The sequence below is a fragment of the Corynebacterium sp. HMSC064E10 genome, assembly GCF_001812505.1.
GTDB classification, from domain to species: domain Bacteria; phylum Actinomycetota; class Actinomycetes; order Mycobacteriales; family Mycobacteriaceae; genus Corynebacterium; species Corynebacterium amycolatum.
Map to the genome: position 1 here is coordinate 924,340 of NZ_KV809173.1, position 17,433 is coordinate 941,772.

The following is a 17,433-nucleotide window of genomic DNA, read 5'->3' on the forward strand; positions in this document are numbered from 1 at the left end:
CGAGTCTAGGCGTACTCCACGATCACCGGCGCGTGGTCCGTCCAGCGAAGATCGTAGGCGGCAGGCTTGTCCACCACCGAGCTGACGGCACGCTTGAGCATTGGTTCGGTTGCCGCCTGGTAGTCGATGCGCCAGCCGGCATCTGTATCGAACGCCTTACCGCGGTAGGTCCACCAGGACCAAGGGCCGTCGGCCTCTGGGTGAAGACGGCGGGTGACATCAAACCACACCGGATCTGCATTGGGCGCCGGGGCCTCCCACACGGAACCATCGGAGAAGGCACCGGATTCCAGCTCCTTGTCGCTGGCCTGAACCTGCGAATCCTGGGGAACCTCATCGGGCCAGCAGCCGAAGACCGAGTCCATCCAGGCGCGCTCCTGTGGCAGGAAGCCGCTCTTGCGGCGGTTGGTCTTCCAGTTCTTCAAATCCTGTTCGCGGTGACAGATGTTCCAGTCGCCGCCGATAACTGCGTGGTGACCGTCGCGCCCCTTGGCACCCAGTTCCGCCAGGTAATCAGAGAAGGCATCGAGGAAGCGGTACTTCTCATCCTGCTTCTCACTAAGCGCGGCACCGGACGGCAGGTAGAGGCTGGCAATCTGGACATCCGCATCCAGGCCGGTATCCGCTGCCGGGGCAACCCCACTGATAAACCGACCGGATTCTTCGAACTCCTCCGAGCCGATGCCCACCTGGACGTCGTTAAGCGGAAAGCGCGAGAGAATGCCCACCCCGGCGCGCCCCTTGGCACCCAGGTTTTCAGCGCCGACCCAATGCCATCCGGCATCGAAAGCGGGCGCGAGGGCCTTGCGTGCCTGGTCGTCGGTGGCGCGGACTTCCTGCAGCAAAACGACATCGGAACTGGTGTGCTTCAGCCACTCCAACAGTCCGAGGTTGGTTTCGCTGCGCTCTTTGACGGCGGCGCGGATGCCGTTGACATTGATTGTCGCGATTGTAAGGCTCATGCCCTCATACGTTACCTATGCGTACGCTACGCCTTGTAGACCTCTAGCGCAGTTCGATGCGCTCGGACTTCTTCGCCTGTGAGCGGCGGTACAGAACAATGGTCGGCAGAGCGATGAAGATAGCCAGCATCGCCAACGTTGCGCCGCCCAAAGCCGGTGCGCGGTAGCCATAACCGGAAGCGATGACCCAACCACCGAGCGCGGCTCCGAATGCGTTGGCCATGTTCAATGCGGCCTGGTTGAGAGCTGCCGCCAGCGTCTGTGCGCGACCTGCGACATCCATCAGACGGGTCTGCAGATTCGGTACCAATACCGATCCCAGCAGACCGATAAGGAGGAAGTTGATCGTGCCCAGCACAGCATTCTGCGAGGTGAAGTAGAAAGCACTGAGCATGATTACCATCAGCACCAGCGCAACCATGATGCCCCACTCCCCGATGCGGTCGGAGAGCCATCCGCCAATGTAGGTACCGACTACCATGCCGATGCCGTAGGCCATCAGCACAATCCAGATGTGGTTTTCGCTCATGCCCGCTTCGCGAGTCATGGTCCAAGTGATATAGGTGTAGACCGCGAACATTCCGCCGAAACCAACGGTGCCGATTGCGACGGTCAGCAGCACCTGCGGTGTCACCAGGGCGGAGAGCTCATCCATCGGACGCGTCTTCGGCATACGGTTCATATGCGGCACAGCGAACCACAGCGAAACAAGTGCAATCAGGCCGATGACCGCTACAAACGCGAAGGCACTGCGCCAACCGTACATCTGCCCCAGCACCTGCGCGGCCGGCACACCTATCACAGTCGCCACCGACAGCCCCACGCCCGACAGGGCCACCATCTTTCCACGCTGCCCTGGCTTAGCCAGGGAGGCCGCCACCAGAGCAGCCACCGAGAAATACGCACCGTGCGGCAAACCGGCAATGAAGCGGGAGACCATGACAGCTTCGAAAGACCCCAGTGTGCCTGCCCATACCGTGGCACCATTGCCGATGGTAAATGCCGCCATCAGCAGCAGTAGCATGCGCCTGCGCGGAATCGAACCGGTCAGCACGGTAATCAGCGGTGCGCCCACGACAACACCGAGGGCGTACATCGAAATCATGCGCCCCGCGGCATCCTCATCGCGTCCGAAGGCGTCAGCGATGTAAGGCAGCAGGCCCATGGCCACAAACTCAGTAACGCCGATGCCGAATGCACCGACCGACAGAGCCACAATCACCAAGATTCGGCGTAGATCAGAGATGTCGTCCTGCACCGGAACAGGACGGCGATGCGAGCTAAACGCTCCCACACGACGTGCACGCGGTTTGTGGTCGTCGTTGTGGGTTGTTACTTCGCTTGACGACGTCATTGCGACCGTCTCCTTTTCTCTTCTTACGCCAGTTGGTGGGCTCTCAGTTCCCCTCGATTTTCGACCCAAGACGGGCTCGCAAAACCGCGAGGGGAGTCGAAAGGGAAAAATGAGACTCTACTCCGCAACACAAAAATTTCGCTATTCAATCCGTCTGTTCCCCGGGTATTTGTGCGCGGAATAACATCTACAGCCATTGGCGGTAGTCACTCACTCACGTTCTTCTAATACATTGTGCAATCGGCATTGTTTGCCGAGGGCTACCAATGCCCTCCGAGCGCCACGGACTTCCTACCATCGAGCGCTCCGGGTCTTCGATGCTGCCGTACTAGCTACCGGGTAAATTGTTTGAAAAGATATTTCGAACTGCAATACCGATAGGATCTTGAGCCGCTATGGGCGACCGCTATAACCTCTACGAGTCTCTGAAGCTGGATAGCGCAGCCAGCACCGAAGAGCTCCATGCAAACCTTTCTAGTCAGCTCTCTGAACTGCGGGATGCTGGTGTCTCGGAGTACTCCGGCGAGTTCCAGGAGAAGCTCACTGCGCTGCAAGTGCTAGGCGATGAGGGACGTCGTCGCGAATACGACGCTTTGCTGGCCGATGAGAACGCCACCATCACCATCGCGACGCTGCGCGGGCTGGCAAATCGCCCGGTACCCACTGCGCAGGAATCCTCGTTCCAGACACAAGCCCAGCAAGCCCCGCAAGCCCAGTCGCAGCCGTCATCGGCACAGCAGAATCAACAAGCACAGTGGTCCGCCCCAACTCAAAACGGACCTGCGACGGTAACCACCACGGTGACCACGGATGTACCGCCACTGCCGGCAAACGCCACACTGCAGAACATGTGGCAGCGCATGCCGCTCATTCCCCGAATTACTACCGGCCTGGTCGGTTTTTCAACCTTGATTGGCATCATCACAGTTCTGTACGCAATCAAGCTCAGCATCCAGGGCGCCAACAATCTCGGCAGCCTAGAGTCATCGTTGGGTGATTCTTGGGAGGGTATTGGCTACATGATGGGCGCTGCAGCCGCCCTCGTTCTCGTTCCAATCCTTTTACTGCTGGGAATGATGCTTGTCACCTTGACCGCATACTGGATTCACTCCATTCTCCGCGGCGAAGACTCAACGGCACCAATCTTTTTCTGCGTCACCGTGGCACCACTGGCGTTGACTATGACCATCATCCCCCTCCTGTTCTTGAGCTCCTGGGTGGATGTAGTCCTCTTCCTCGCAGGTGCCATGCTGATCGCCGCTTGCGTTCTTATGTTCCTCAAGGACATGCGCGCATGGTTCCGCGGCCAGAAACTGGTCAGGACTACCCAGTCAGCCCCGGGGCAGGTATATGCGCCGCAGCACCCCCAGTCTCAGAACATTCAGGGCTACCAGTTCGGCCAGAACAATCCTCCGAACAATACGCAGAACTAACTAAGCTGTCCTGAACCACCGCGCCGGCGTGCACGACACCCCAGCGCGGTTTTTCGTATTTGAGGGGCCTGAGCGCGGGGACCGTCGTAAAGCGAAAAATGGAATGAAAAGCGGTGAATAAGCGACAAATAAAAACGCATTTCGTGACTTACCTCACATAATTGCGTTATTCATATCACTATCACTGTTTTTGCGCTATGCCCCGACACAACCCAAGATTCAAAACTGGGTTATCGTGGAACAAAACAGATAGGAGACATGAATTATGGCGACAATTATTTGGACCCGTACTGACGAAGCCCCTCTGCTGGCGAGCTACTCGCTGAAGCCAATCGTGGAGGCATTTGCAAGCCAGGCTGGTGTCAATGTTGAAACCCGCGACATCTCCCTCGCAGGCCGCATTCTGGCTCAGTTCCCGGAGCGCCTTTCGGACGAGCAGAAGGTAGAAGATGCGCTGGCAGCCCTGGGCAAGCTGGTCAAGGAGCCGGACGCCAACATCATCAAGCTGCCGAATATCTCTGCATCCGTCCCGCAGATTAAGCGCGCTGTCGCAGAGCTGCAGGAAAAGGGCTACGACATTCCGAAGTACAAGTCGCAGCCGGAAGGCGACGAGGAGACCGCCGACCGCGCAAAGTTCGACAAGGTCAAGGGCTCTGCCGTTAACCCGGTACTGCGCGAGGGTAACTCCGACCGCCGCGCTCCGGAGCCGGTGAAGAACTACGCCCGCAAGCACCCGCACCGCATGGGTGCTTGGTCCGCAGACTCCAAGACCAACGTCGCCACCATGGCCTCCAACGACTTCCGCCACAATGAGAAGTCCATTGTCATGCCGGAAGACGACAAGCTGACTTACCAGCTCGAGTCCAACGACGGCCATATCATCACCCTGAAGAAGGACATGCCGGTCCTCAAGGGCGAGATTATTGACGGCACGGGCATGAACGTCCACATCCTGGACAACTTCCTCCGCGCTCAGATCCGTCGCGCAAAGCGCGAGAACATCCTGTTCTCCGTCCACCTGAAGGCCACCATGATGAAGGTCTCCGACCCGCTGATTTTCGGCGAGGTCCTCAAGGCCTTCCTGCCATCTGTTTTCCCGAAGTTCGAGTCCAAGCTGGCCGCTGCCAACCTGACTCCGGACTATGGCCTCGCCGCTATCCTCGACGGCCTGCACAAGCTTGACGACGCAACCGCTGCAGCCGTCAAGTCCGCGATTGAAAAGGACCTGAAGGAGGGCCCGGCCCTCTACATGGTGAACTCCGACAAGGGCATCACCAACCTCCACGTTCCGTCCGACGTCATCGTTGACGCCTCCATGCCTGCACTAATCCGCAACGGCGGCAAGGGCTGGGGCCCGAGCGGCGAAGAGAGCGACACTCTCGCTGTTATCCCGGACTCTTCCTACGCCGGCGTCTACCAAGCGGTCATCGATGATTGCCGCGCCAATGGCGCTTTCGACCCGGCAACCATGGGATCTGTCCCGAACGTCGGCCTGATGGCTCAGAAGGCTGAGGAGTACGGCTCCCACGACAAGACTTTCCAGGTTCCGGTTGACGGTGTCCTGCAGGTCATCAACTCCGCTGGCGAGGTTCTGATTGAGCACCACGTCGCCGAGGGTGACATCTGGCGCTCCTGCCAGACCAAGGACGCCCCAATCCGCGACTGGGTGAAGCTAGCCGTTAACCGCGCTCGTATCACTGGTGACCCTGCAGTGTTCTGGCTGGACCCGCAGCGTGCGCACGACAACAACCTGATCAGCAAGGTCAACGAGTACCTGGCAGATCACGACACCGAGGGTCTGGATATCCGCATCATGGATCCGGTGTCCGCCACCAAGTTCTCCCTCGAGCGCATCCGCCGCGGCGAGAACACCATTTCCGTAACCGGTAACGTTCTGCGTGACTACCTCACCGACCTGTTCCCAATTATGGAGCTGGGCACCTCCGCTAAGATGCTGTCGGTCGTGCCGCTGATGGCCGGCGGCGGTCTGTTCGAGACCGGTGCAGGCGGTTCCGCCCCGAAGCACGTCCAGCAGGTTCAGGAAGAAAACCACCTGCGCTGGGATTCCCTGGGTGAGTTCCTGGCACTGGCCGAGTCCCTGCGCTATGCCGCTGAGGATGACGACGACTCACGTCCGCGCGTCCTGGCCGAGGCCCTGGACAAGGCAACCGCTACCCTGCTCGACGAGGGCAAGTCGCCCTCCCGCAAGGCTGGCGAGATCGACAACCGCGGCTCCCACTTCTACCTGGCTCTCTACTGGGCACAGGAGCTGGCCAAGCAGGACGAGAACTCCGAGCTGAAGGAAGCTTTCGCACCGGTTGCTAAGGCCCTCACGGAGAAGGAAGAGTCCATCACCAAGACCCTGATTGATGCTCAGGGTTCCCCAGCTGATCTGGGTGGCTACTTCCTGCTGGACGATGAGAAGACCTCCGCAGTTATGCGTCCGTCCGCTGAGTTCAACGAGATTATCGACGGTTTGAAGAAGTAGGACTAACTGCTTGCCCCTGGGTGGTCTGGCTGGTCTGGTTGGCCGAGGCTGACCTAGACTGCCCGCCGATTTCAGGCGATAGCCCCTCGCTCATGTTGCATTTGATGCACATGATGCGTGGGGCTTTTTCTGTGCCCTGACCTCCATAACGGCCTTGACAACTTCGAGCGCCCTTCGGCGGTCTCCGGTACTTTTCGCCCATATCCAGCCCCCAGCTTGGCTCAACCCGACACTCGACACCGCAGCGCCCAATGCCCAGCCCCCCCCACAACTAATCACACCCCACGACTAATCAAACCAATCCGTACTAAGCGGGCTATCGCACTCTCGACACAGATGCACACACCCTCTTACCTTGGGTTTTTCCAAAACTTTGCAATAGACAGCTTGGTTCACTATTGTTTGTAAGCAACGTTTTGAACAACCTCAAAAACCGCAAGGAAGTATCTGAAATGACCACCAAGTACGACAACAGCAACGCCGCCAACTGGGGCCTGTCCACTCGCGCTATTCACGCCGGCTTCGCTCCGGACGCACAGACCTCCGCGCGTAACCTGCCGATTTACAACACCTCCTCCTACGTCTTCGATTCCGCTGAGCACGCTGCCAACCGCTTCAACCTCTCGGATGCAGGCCCGATTTACTCCCGCCTGACCAACCCGACTGTGGATGCCGTCGAGCAGCGCATCGCCAGCCTTGAGGGTGGCGTCGCAGCCGTACTGTTCGCCTCCGGCCAGGCAGCTGAGACCGCTGCTGTTCTCACTCTGGCTCGTGCGGGCGACCACTTCGTCGTTTCGCCGCGCCTCTACGGTGGTACTGAGACCCTGTTCAAGGTCACCCTGCCGCGCCTTGGCATCGACTGCACTTTCGTCGAGAACCCGGATGACCCGGAGTCCTGGCAGGCAGCAGTTCAGGACAACACCGTCGGTTTCTACGGTGAATCCATCGCCAACCCGCAGATCGACATCCTGGACATCCCGGTTATCGCAGAGGTTGCACACCGCAACAACGTTCCGCTGATTGTCGACAACACGGTTCCGACCCCTGCCCTGCTGCGCCCGCTCGAGCACGGTGCTGACATCGTGGTTTCTTCCACCACCAAGTTCCTGACCGGTAACGGTTCCTCCCTCGGCGGTGTCATCGTCGATGGTGGCAAGTTCGACTGGACTCAGACCCGCAACGGCCGCTCTATCTTCCCGAACTTCACCGAGGCCGACGAGGCTTACCACGGCCTGAAGTTCGCCGACCTGGGCGCCCCAGCCTTCGCACTGCGCGCCCGCGCTGGCATTCTCCGCGACACTGGTGCTACTCCGGCTCCGTTCAACGCGTGGGTTCTGGCTCAGGGCCTCGACACCTTGTCTCTGCGCATCGAGCGCCACAATGAAAACGCCAAGGCTGTCGCTGAGTTCCTCGAGAACCACCCGCTGGTCGCCAAGGTCAACTACGCTGGCCTGCCGAGCTCCCCGTGGCACGAAACCCTGACCAAGCTGGGTCTCTCCGGCGCCAGCGGCGTGCTCTCCTTCGACTTGAAGGATGCCGACACCGCCAAGGCTTGGAAGTTCATTGACGCTCTGAAGCTGCACTCCAACGTCGCCAACATCGGTGATGTCCGCTCATTGGTTGTCCACCCGGCCACCACCACTCACTCCCAGTCCGATGAGGAGGGTCTGACTCGCGCCGGCATTTCCCAGGCCACCGTGCGTCTCTCCGTCGGTATCGAGAACATCGATGACATCATCGCTGACCTCGAGGGCGGCTTCGCAGCACTCGCGTAGACCGTTTGTACACAGACATATGACGGACTAAGTAGTCTATAAGGCATGAGCTTTTCCCCATCTACCCCGGCCGCCCTCCCACCCGAGGGCGAGCCGGGGCGTGTCTTTATCGGCGATGTCACCACCGAGGCCGGCGCGGTCATCCCCGACGTCACCGTCGAGTTCGAACGCTGGGGCCGGCTTAACGACGACTGCTCGAATGTCATCCTCCTCGAGCACGCTCTAACCGGCGACGCCCACGCTTCCGGTCCCTCGGATGAGTACCACCCGACTGCGGGTTGGTGGAACGGGATGATTGGCTCTGCCCGCGCACTGGATACCGACGAGTACTGCATCATCTGCACCAACGTCATCGGCGGCTGTCGCGGTACAACTGGCCCCTCCAGTCCACATCCGGACGACGGCAAGCCCTGGGGCTCTCGCTTCCCCGCCATCTCCGTGCGCGACACGGTGACAGTGGAGCACCTTGCGCTGCAAGAACTGGGAATTTCCCGCCTCCAAGCTGTCATTGGTGGCTCCTTGGGTGGGGCCCGCGCGCTTGAGTGGTCACTGATGCACCCGGATTTCGTCGGCAAGGCATTGGTGATGTGTGTCGGCGCACGTGCGTCTGCTTGGCAGATTGGTATTCAGTCTGCGCAGATTCAATTCATTGAGTCCGATCCCGATTGGCATGGCGGCGACTACTACGACCGCGGTGTGACCCCGACCCGAGGTCTGGGGTTTGCACGCAGGGTCGCGCATTTGACGTACCGTGGCGAGCTGGAGATGGATGACCGCTTTGGTGCGGCAGCGCAGCCCGGTGAGAATCCGCTGGGCGCGATGCGCACGGAAGACCGATTCCAGGTAGAAAGCTACTTGGATCATCAGGCGAAGAAGCTGGCTCAGCGTTTCGATGCCGGGTCGTATGTCGTGCTCACCGATACCTTGAATCGGCACAATATTGGCCGTGATCGCGGTGGCCTCAACGAGGCGCTGCACTCGTCAACCGTTCCGACCATGATTGCCGGTGTGGACACGGATATTCTCTACCCCTTCCACCAGCAGGAGCACCTCGCCCGCAATCTGGGCAACTGCATGGGGCTAGAAAAGATTGAATCCGCCGTGGGTCACGACGGATTCTTGACGGAGTTCGAGCGAGTGGATTCGATTGTGCGTAATTTCCTCTCTCGCGATGTCAGCTAGCTTCCCAGCGCATCCACGCTGACTGCGAGGAATACGATCCCCATCCCGATTATGGAGCAAAACCATAGGTCAAAGGTCCGGGATCGTACAGAGAACACACCTAAAATACTGTCCGGCAGGTACTGCCTAGCCACACCGAGCAGCACCATTGTGCTTCCCAGCATGAATGTGGCGCGTCGCCAACGCTCCAGCCCCAGGAACACGACGAAGGCGGACATGCCGAAAAAGAGCGCGCCGTAAATCGTATACTGCACCCACATTGGCCACGATGCCCCCGGCGGCGGGGTCTTCGGGCTATGCGGGTTCAGCATTGGATCCGGCAGATCTTCCCGCCGGGCACGCTGCGCAATTTCCCTTTTCGACATGACTTCTTCCTCCCGGCTGACTAGGCCAGGCCAGCGAGCTTTTCAGCGCGCTCGACGACATTGCGTACGAGGAAAGCGCGAGTCAGTGGGCCGACACCACCTGGGTTCGGGGATACGTAACCGGCAATGTCCCAGACGTCATCAGCAACGTCACCGGCCAGCTTGCCGTCGACACGCGAAACTCCCACGTCGAGTACAGCAGCGCCAGGCTTGACCATGTCTGCCGTAAGCATATGAGCGACACCAGCGGCTGCGATGATGACGTCAGCCTGACGGGTTTCAGCGGCCAAATCCTTGGTGCCGGTGTGGCACAGCGTCACGGTGGAGTTCTCGCTGCGGCGAGTGAGCATCAGCCCGATTGGGCGACCGACGGTGACACCGCGGCCGATAACAACAACCTTGGCTCCATTGAGCTCGACGCCGAAGCGTCGCAGCAGGTGGATACAGCCGTTTGGGGTACACGGCAGTGGCGCTGGCTCGTTGAGAACCAGCTTGCCCAGGTTTACCGGGTGGAGCCCATCGGCGTCCTTCTCCGGATCGATGAGGCCCAGAATACGGTTTTCATCCAGGTGCTTCGGCAGTGGCAACTGAACAATGTAGCCTGTGCACTCCGGGCTTTCGTTCAGCTCGGTGATTACTGCCTCGAGTTCTTCCTGCGTGGTGTCAGCTGAGAGATCACGGCGGATAGAGGCGATACCAATCTGCTCACAGTCGCGATGCTTCATCTTGACGTAAGAGTGGCTGCCTGGATCATCACCAACCAACACGGTGGCCAACCCCGGGGTGTAGCCGGCTTCCTTCAAACGCTCAACGCGCTTTTCCAGGTCTTCAAAGATTTCGTCTCGGTAGAGTTTGCCATCAAGCTTTGTCGCTGCCATGGCATTTATCTTAGGCACAGGAGCGAATAATGCCCAGAAACGCCCTGTAACCGCCCTCGCCTTTGACCCTATTTACCGCCCATAAAGCCCTGTTGACGCCAGACTTCATAAGCAGCCACTGCAGCGGCGTTGGAAAGATTCATGCTGCGACGAGCGGGCAACATGGGAATTCGGATCAATTGCGTAATTCGCGAATCATCGAGCACTGACTGTTCCAACCCGGTTGGCTCCGGGCCAAAGAGCAGTACATCGGTGTTCGTGTACTCAATGTCTGTGTGCCAAGTGTCAGCGTGTGCGGTAAAGGCAAAGATGCGGCACCCTTGGCTGGCAAAGGTCTCCAACGCTTGATCGATGGAATCGTGAATACGCACATCGGCCAGGTCATGGTAATCCAGCCCGGCGCGACGCAGATTCTTGTCATCGAAGTTGAACCCCAGTGGCTTGGCCAGATGCAACATAGCTCCAGATCCCGCACACATGCGGATAGCGTTTCCGGTGTTCGGCGGGATGACAGGCCGGTCAAAAAGCACGTGGCAGGTGTGGCTCTTAATCCAGTCTGTGGAGTTGGTTGGCTCGGCGTTCGTCGGCTCGGTCGTGGCGCTATTCATTTCTTCTGTCAGTTCTTTTCCGCTGCTTCTATTACTGATCGTTGTTAGTTTCTACTGCCGTTGACGCGCTGGGCACCGCATCACACACGCCGTACTCGGCGAAAAACGCGATGATGGTCTCACCGATGAGCGCTCGGCTCCTCGGCTTCGAGAACTTATGGCCCTCTCCCTCAACCACCAGAAAATCAGTGGGCACACCATAGGCATCCATGGCGTTGCGCATCTGACCGGACTCTCGCGGAGGCACGTTGGTATCCCACTCGCCGTGGATGAATAGGGTTGGAGCCTTCATTTCCTCCGCACGGTGCAGTGGCGAGATATCGCGCAGAAGCTCAGCATCCTGGTACGGGTAGCCGTATCGAGGGAACGCGGCCTGCGCCAACCAGGGTTCTGTGGATTGGTAGTAGGTTTCAAAACTTGTCATTCCGCAGGCATCGACGATGGCAGCAAACTGATCCGGGTACCACGCCGAGGCCAACAGCGACATGAAGCCACCGTAGGATCGCCCACCCAGGGCAATGCGTTCTGGGTCCGCCAACCCGGCATCAACGAGGAAGGCACGCGCCGCTGCGATATCCGCAATAGCGGCAAAGCGTCCATAGCGGTCGCCCGCGTGCTCGAATGACCTACCGGACCCCGAGGAACCGCGCACATTAGGTGTGAACACCACGAAGCCCGCCTCCACAATGCTGGCTAGAACATCGTGGTGAATGGGTTTCGCCTGCAGTTCTGGGCCGCCGTGGATATGGATGAAAGCCGGCGGTAGTGCGTTTTCGGAAACGTCATTAGAACTATTGCGCACCGACTCTGGAAGGTAGAGCCAGCCAGAGAGTTCCAGCCCATCGCGGGAAACAAAGTAGACCAGTTCTGGGGCCGGCATGGTCTCCAGATTCTTCTCTTCCAGAGCCAAAATCCGTTCGGTGCGTTCCATATCCAATGGCTCAATGACACCACCGATATTGCGCAGAATCTCCACCGTTGGCGCAAGGCCTGGCCCTTCTACTGTCAGGGAGATCAGCTCACCGTCTCCGGAGATTGACAGCTCGCGCGCAACCATGCCCGGCAATTCCACGTTGCGGCGCACCATCACCCGCATGTCGTCAGTCTGCGGGTGAAAGCCAAGGGTTAGCACCTCGAGCGTGCTGACCCCACCGCTATTCCACAGCACAGCCGCAGTGGAGGAATCCTCACTAATGACGAATTCTTCGACGTCTTGATCCGGATTGCCAATGAACTCCTCGACATCGACTTCGATGCCGATCTTCATATCCAAAATCTCCGCTGCGGTCGATTCCGCTGTACGCGGCTCCGTGGTGCTGATACCACTATCGGGAGTAATACCCAGGCGCAGGATGCGACGCTGTTCCGCGCCATGATCTGAGAGCACGAATGCGGTCAGCTTCTCCTGCCCCGTATGCGCCAATAAGACACCGGCATCCGTGGTGGAGCCAGGATCGGATGGCAACAGCGGCTGCCACTGCTGCCCCGGCCCGACTAGTAGTAGCTCCCGGTGGCCTCGCGGACCCACCCGCACGAGGCCAAACCCACTTTCAGCCGCTACCAGCTGGCTGTCGGTGCGTCTATCAATGACCTCATACTTTGAGTTTGTCGGGTTGACCAAACGTGCATAGTTAATGCCCTGGGCATCGACCGCGTTCATCGCCAGGAGATTGTTATCCCATTCCACCAGTGTGGCGCGCATATCCGCATCCATGCGCAGGGGGCGGGCACCATCGACCTCCGGATCGGTGGATACCAGCCAGGTCTGCAGTCGCTCCGTACCGTACGGAGAGACCTCGCAGGCAATCCACTTTCCATCCGGGGAGTGCAGCACTCTGGTAACCGGGCCTTCCACCGGCAGTTTCACGGGGCGCTCCTCCCCTAGCCCCTCCGGAGTAATCTCCTGCTGTACCGCACGCGGGTAGCCGCTATCGCGGACAATAAAGGCGATTGCACTCCCATCCGGTGCTAACGAGGATTCATAGGTCTGGCGCATAACAATCCATTCTAATAGTCAGCGAAAATCTCTACTTCGACCTGCCACCACCGGCCGCCCCAGAGCCTCGGACATATCCACCAGACGATCGGCCACGATTGTCACCGCACCAGAGGCTGTCTGCGCGATACCGCGCACCACCATCGCCCGCGAATTCACCGCTACCGGCCGAAAACGATTCCACAGCCCCGGTGTACACAGCACATTCACCAGCCCAGTTTCGTCCTCCATTCCCAAAAATGTCACTCCGCCAGCTGTCCCTGGACGTTGCCTATGTGTCACGACTCCCGCCACTTCTACTCGTGTTCCATCGGGCACTGCTTTCAGTTCCGCCGCAGGCACCACTCCACGTTCCTGCAGGTCTGCCCGCAACGCAGCTACCGGGTACTGCCCCGGGGTCACTCCCGTTGCCATCAAATCGGCAGCTGCCAGCTCAAACTCCGTCATGCCGGGCAACGCCGGTGCGTCAGCAAGCGTGAGCCCCGGCAGCATGCCCTCACTTTCCGTCGCCGCCACGCCCGCCGCCCACAGTGCTTGACGACGGTCAATCCCCAGCGACCCAAGTGCTCCTGCGCGCGCCAGTGCTTCCATGTGCCCAACACCCAGCCGAGCTCTGCGGGCGACATCTGCTGCGTTGACAAATGGCCGCGCTGCGACGATACGTTCCGCCACGCCATTGCCCACACCGGCAATGGCACCGAGCCCCAAACGAATACGACCATCGATGACGCTGGCTTCCACGCCTGAAACTGCGATATCCGGACCATCGCAGCCGATACCGCGCCGGCGGGCATCGGCAATCAACGACTGCGGAGAGTAAAACCCCATGGGCTGAGCACGGAGCAACGCTACACAGAACTCCGCCGGATAGTGGTACTTAAACCAGGCCGAGAAATACACCAAGGAGGCAAACGACTGCGCGTGTGATTCAGGGAAACCGTAGGCGGCAAAGGCCACTATCTTGTTCCACAGTTGTTCCCCAATATCCGCATCAATGCCACTGGTGCGCTCCAGCCCAGCCAGAAAACGGGCATGGAGCGCTTCCATTTTGGCCACTGAGCGCTTCGACCCCATAGCGCGGCGCAGCGAGTCCGCTTCCGCCCCGCTGAAACCCGCCGCATCGACGGCCATTTGCATCAGCTGCTCTTGAAATAGCGGAATGCCCAGTGTCTTCCCGAGAGACTTCTCCAACACCGGATGCTCATAGGTCACCGGTTCGAGTCCATTTCGGCGGCGAATGTAGGGGTGCACGCTACCGCCTTGAATGGGGCCTGGGCGAATGAGTGCCACCTCCACCACCAGATCAAAGAACTCCCTCGGCTTCAGTCGGGGCAAGGTGGCCAGCTGCGCGCGCGATTCCACCTGAAACACGCCCACCGCGTCCGCGCGTGCCAACATCTCGTAAACCTCCGGTTCAGCGACATCTATTTCCCACAGGTTCACTCGGCGCCCGTGCTGTTCATAGACCAAGTCAATGCAATGGTGGATGGCCTCCAGCATTCCGAGGCCAAGCAGGTCGAACTTCACCAGTCCCGCTGCCGCACAGTCATCCTTATCCCACTGCACTACTGAGCGCCCCTCCATGCGTGCCCATTCCACTGGCACGACATCCGCAATCGGCCGATCACAAATCACCATTCCGCCAGAGTGAATGCCTAAATGACGAGGCTGCCCACGAAGCTGCTCTGCCAGTTTCCGCACCGGCTCCGGCGGACACGCTTCTCGGTCTCTGCCCCACGCATCGATAACGCCCGGCGAGTATCGCAACACCCGCGCCGCATCGCGCAATGCGCCGCGCCGCCGGTAGGTAATGACATTGGCCACCTGCGCAGCATTGTCACGACCATACTTTTCATAGACGTATTGGATAACCTCTTCCCTACGACCAGACTCGATGTCTACATCGATATCCGGCGGACCATCCCGTTCTGGCGACAAAAACCTCTCGAACAACAGCCCGGCGCTAATGGGGTCAACATTGGTGATCCCCAGCGCAAAACACACCACCGAGTTAGCGGCCGAACCGCGCCCCTGCGCCAGAATTCCCGCCCGGCGACAGAACTCACAGATGTCGTGCACGATGAGGAAGTAGCCCGGAAAGCCCAGCTCTCGAATCACAGTCAGCTCATGTTCTAACTGCGCCCACGCCCGCGCTTGCACGGAGCCGTCCCCAGCTCCATCGACCGGACCATACCGCCGCCGTGCCCCCGCACGGGTAATTTCCCGCAGCCAGGAGTCCTCATCGTGGCCCTCTGGCACTTCCCAGCGAGGCAACTCAGGCGCAATGAGGTCAAGCGTAAAAGCACACTCACCTGCAATGTCCTGTGTTGACTGCAGCACCTGCGCCCCCAGATACCGTGTTGCCGCCGCTAGCTCCTCCCACGAACGCAACCAAGCTCCGCCTGCCGGCTCCAGTCGTGACTCGAACCCGTCTAAGTCCTCTCTCACAGCAAGAGCCTGTTTAGCCCCCGCCAACCGGCTTGTCGCAGGCGAAGCCGACGTCGCAGCAGAGGAAACCACCTCCCGCAGGCCATACTTCACAGCTGCGGCTGAAATAGCTTCCGCGTCATCGGCCGCCTGCGCGGTGGGGCTCACGCGGTGTTCGAGTGCCACATTCTCCGCACCGAAGGCCGCAATAAGTTCTTCCAGGTCGCCGAGCCAGTTAACGTCGGCAAGCACCTGCCAGAAACCACCTGCGGCCTCCCCCAACTTTGGCAGTGGAGGATAGCGGACGACGGACTTCTCCCCCGCAGACATATGCGCATCACACAGCGCGTGACTCAGGCGCCGATAGCCCTCGGGACCCCGCCCCAGCACCGTGAGGGGCCGCTGCGGAAGCCCCAGCTCCGCGCCGATAATTGTGGCAATACCAGCCTCCGCTGCAGCCTCGGCAAAACGAGCGATTCCATAGAAACCATCGCGATCTGTCAGCCCCAACACGTTTAACCCCAAACGCACAGCCTCGGACACCAATTCTTCCGGATCCGATGCGCCATGCAGGAAGGAATAACTCGAACGACAGTGCAATTCCGCCTTAATATCCGCAGGCGTAAATGACATGCCACCTCTGCCACCAGCGCCGCTTTCCGGAGCTTCAAAAGCCCCAACGATGGAATCTGACAGCTGCCCCCGCCAGCCGTTGAAGCTACCATTAGGCTGTAGTTTTCCTGAAAATTTACCCGATAGAATACGCTCAATCCGCGACCAACTCAGTGGTCGACCGGACCGCTCCGACTGCCCGTCCGAGATGTTTTCCATGCCACGAACATTAACCCACACCGCGGACTGAATTCAAACGTATTTTCGACTGCCATCTGCATTAAACGTCACCCCCGGGACGCATCCGTAAGTCACATCTCAGCCACGTTCGACTGTTTAGGCTGAAGTTGAATTTTCAGCACCACCTGGGCAAGTGCTAGCCTTAACCCCAGAATTAAAGACAGCTTGGTCTAGTTCTGCCTTAAAACTTCAGCTAACAAATCCCATTAAATAAGGAGACCCCTCGATGAACCTCAAGCGTTTTTCCGCCGGTGTACTTACTGTCGCGTTCGCCGCAACCGGCCTTACTGCCTGTGGCGGCTCGGATGACGCCATTCGTATCGGCACCACGGATGCCGGCAAGAAGGCCTGGACCGTTTTCGAGCAGAAGGCTTCTGAACAGGGCATTGATCTGGATGTTCAGAACTTCTCCGACTACCAGACTCCGAACCGCGCACTCGATGAGGGCCAGCTCGATGTCAACCTCTTCCAGCACATCAAGTTCCTGGCTGAGTACAACGTCGGCGCTAAGTCGGACCTGACGCCGATTGGCTCGAGCGAGATTGTCCCGCTGGCTCTGTTCTGGAAGGACCACAAGTCAGTTGATGAGCTGAAGAAGGGCACCGAGGTCGTTATCCCGAACGACCCTTCCAACCAGGGGCGCGCTATTAACGTGCTGGCTCAGGCTGGCCTGCTAAAGCTGAAGCAGGATGACCTGCTGACTCCGTCCCCGGCCGACATCGATAAGGAAGCTTCCACAGTCACGGTCCTGCCAGTGGATGCTGCTCAGACCCCGGCCGCTTACGGCGAGGGTAAGCCTGCCATTATTAATAACTCCTTCCTGGACCGCGCCGGTATCGACCCGAACACCGCCATCTTCCAGGATGACCCGAACTCCACGGAGGCAGAGCCGTACATCAACGTCTTTGTCACCAAGGCTGAAAATGCTGACGACCCGAAGTACGCGGAGCTCTCCAAGATCTGGCACTCCAAGGAGGTCCAGGACGCAGTCGCAGAGGACTCCAAGGGCACCTCGGTTCCGGTTGACCGTTCGGCTAAGGAGCTGCAGGACATTTTGGACCGCGTCGAAAAGCAGCAGCGCGAGCAGAACTAAGGCCACTGCCGCTTAAGCAC

12 protein-coding genes are annotated in these 17,433 nt (G+C 59.3%); 5 read left to right on the plus strand and 7 right to left on the minus strand.

Annotated elements, in window-relative coordinates; translation table 11 throughout:
* Positions 1–5: 5 nt before the first annotated feature.
* Both HMPREF2860_RS05890 and HMPREF2860_RS05895 read right to left on the minus strand, forming a co-directional pair.
* On the minus strand, positions 6–962 hold the full coding sequence (locus HMPREF2860_RS05890; protein WP_038627780.1) for an exodeoxyribonuclease III: 957 nt from the start codon (positions 960–962) through the stop codon (positions 6–8).
* Positions 963–1,005: 43 nt separating this feature from the next.
* Positions 1,006–2,316 carry an MFS transporter gene (locus tag HMPREF2860_RS05895; RefSeq protein ID WP_038627777.1) on the minus strand — a complete coding sequence of 437 codons (1,311 nt, stop codon included), beginning with the start codon at positions 2,314–2,316 and terminating at the stop codon, positions 1,006–1,008.
* Positions 2,317–2,711: 395 nt separating this feature from the next.
* Here HMPREF2860_RS05895 and HMPREF2860_RS05900 point away from each other — a divergent pair, with 395 nt between their 5' ends.
* The 4 genes from HMPREF2860_RS05900 (at position 2,712) to HMPREF2860_RS05915 (ending at position 9,194) form a co-directional block, all read left to right on the plus strand.
* Complete coding sequence (locus HMPREF2860_RS05900; protein ID WP_070628658.1) at positions 2,712–3,749, plus strand: molecular chaperone DnaJ; 1,038 nt, start codon at positions 2,712–2,714, stop codon at positions 3,747–3,749.
* Between the two features lie 265 nt (positions 3,750–4,014).
* Complete coding sequence (locus HMPREF2860_RS05905) at positions 4,015–6,237, plus strand: NADP-dependent isocitrate dehydrogenase (protein ID WP_038627773.1); 2,223 nt, start codon at positions 4,015–4,017, stop codon at positions 6,235–6,237.
* A 452-nt stretch (positions 6,238–6,689) separates the two neighbouring features.
* Positions 6,690–8,012, plus strand: coding sequence for an O-acetylhomoserine/O-acetylserine sulfhydrylase (locus HMPREF2860_RS05910; RefSeq protein ID WP_038629393.1), 1,323 nt, complete (start codon positions 6,690–6,692; stop codon positions 8,010–8,012).
* 45 nt (positions 8,013–8,057) lie between these two features.
* Positions 8,058–9,194 carry a homoserine O-acetyltransferase MetX gene (locus HMPREF2860_RS05915; protein WP_038627771.1) on the plus strand — a complete coding sequence of 379 codons (1,137 nt, stop codon included), beginning with the start codon at positions 8,058–8,060 and terminating at the stop codon, positions 9,192–9,194.
* Here the strand turns inward: HMPREF2860_RS05915 and HMPREF2860_RS05920 are convergent.
* The 5 genes from HMPREF2860_RS05920 to HMPREF2860_RS05940 form a co-directional block, all read right to left on the minus strand.
* The gene (locus tag HMPREF2860_RS05920; protein WP_038627769.1) at positions 9,191–9,559 is read right to left on the minus strand and encodes a DUF3017 domain-containing protein; all 369 of its coding nucleotides are present in this window, start codon (positions 9,557–9,559) and stop codon (positions 9,191–9,193) included. The two genes, HMPREF2860_RS05915 and HMPREF2860_RS05920, sit on opposite strands and share 4 nt — an antisense overlap.
* Positions 9,560–9,579: 20 nt before the next feature.
* Positions 9,580–10,437 (minus strand): bifunctional methylenetetrahydrofolate dehydrogenase/methenyltetrahydrofolate cyclohydrolase, encoded by an 858-nt coding sequence (locus tag HMPREF2860_RS05925; RefSeq protein WP_038627768.1) that lies wholly within the window; start codon positions 10,435–10,437, stop codon positions 9,580–9,582.
* Positions 10,438–10,505: 68 nt separating this feature from the next.
* The gene (locus tag HMPREF2860_RS05930) at positions 10,506–11,045 is read right to left on the minus strand and encodes a tRNA (cytidine(34)-2'-O)-methyltransferase (protein WP_038627766.1); all 540 of its coding nucleotides are present in this window, start codon (positions 11,043–11,045) and stop codon (positions 10,506–10,508) included.
* Positions 11,046–11,076: 31 nt separating this feature from the next.
* Positions 11,077–13,041, minus strand: coding sequence for an alpha/beta hydrolase family protein (locus HMPREF2860_RS05935; protein ID WP_038627764.1), 1,965 nt, complete (start codon positions 13,039–13,041; stop codon positions 11,077–11,079).
* 18 nt (positions 13,042–13,059) lie between these two features.
* Positions 13,060–16,299, minus strand: a complete 3,240-nt coding sequence (locus HMPREF2860_RS05940) for an error-prone DNA polymerase (RefSeq protein WP_038629391.1) — start codon at positions 16,297–16,299, stop codon at positions 13,060–13,062.
* A gap of 247 nt (positions 16,300–16,546) precedes the next feature.
* On the opposite strand from HMPREF2860_RS05940, the gene HMPREF2860_RS05945 reads away from it, so the two are divergent.
* Positions 16,547–17,413 carry a MetQ/NlpA family ABC transporter substrate-binding protein gene (locus tag HMPREF2860_RS05945; protein ID WP_038627762.1) on the plus strand — a complete coding sequence of 289 codons (867 nt, stop codon included), beginning with the start codon at positions 16,547–16,549 and terminating at the stop codon, positions 17,411–17,413.
* Positions 17,414–17,433: the final 20 nt, after the last annotated feature.